The following is a 748-nucleotide window of genomic DNA, read 5'->3' on the forward strand; positions in this document are numbered from 1 at the left end:
GGAACAGGAAGAGAAAGATGCTTGTATGTATTGCAGTGTGCGGCAAGGTTTTGATTATTGCATATGGAGAAAATGAATATGGAAAGATACCGGCGTTTGTGAAACAACGGCTGTACCCCAAAATTAATTAGGAGGAACATACAAATGGATACCCAAAAAACAGCCAGAGAAATCTCTCTGGAAGATCTGAAAGCTTTAGTTGAAAGTCTGCCGGATGGTGTAATACTGAATGTTGAGATAGAGGTGGCGGCAAATGCAGAATAATGAATTGGAAGTTGTAAATGTCAGATTGGTGAAGGAGCCTTCTTTATATAGTGATAAAGCAATTACTGGCCCGGATGATGCTATCCGGTTAATGGCAACTGAATTATCACAGTATGATCGAGAAGTCTTTTGTATTCTGAACCTAAAGGCTGATGGCAATGTAATCAATATGAATATTGCCAGTATGGGTACGCTGCATAATACACTCGTAAGTCCCAGAGAAATTTTTAAAAGTAGTATTTTATCCAATGCGGCCTCAATTATCGCGGTGCATAACCATCCAAGCGGTACAATAACGCCATCCAGAGAAGATATGGCTACGGCAAAAATGATTAAAGAATGTGGCGAATTGTTGGGCATAAAAGTATTAGATCATATTATTGTTGGTGGCGAAAATGGCAAAACCGTGAGTTTTTTGAAAGAGGGATTGATGGATACAGAGCCTGCGAAAAGCAGGAAGTGTATGGACATGGAGCGATAGATA

General features: G+C 39.8%; 1 protein-coding gene. It reads left to right on the forward strand.

Annotated elements, in window-relative coordinates:
- Positions 1 to 253: 253 nt before the first annotated feature.
- Entirely contained in the window at positions 254 to 745 is a 492-nt protein-coding gene (locus NE619_RS17905; RefSeq protein WP_256133849.1) for a JAB domain-containing protein, read from the forward strand.
- Positions 746 to 748: the final 3 nt, after the last annotated feature.

Source organism: Anaerovorax odorimutans (assembly GCF_024459955.1).
In the GTDB taxonomy this organism is placed as follows: Bacteria; Bacillota; Clostridia; order Peptostreptococcales; family Anaerovoracaceae; genus Hominibacterium; species Hominibacterium odorimutans_A.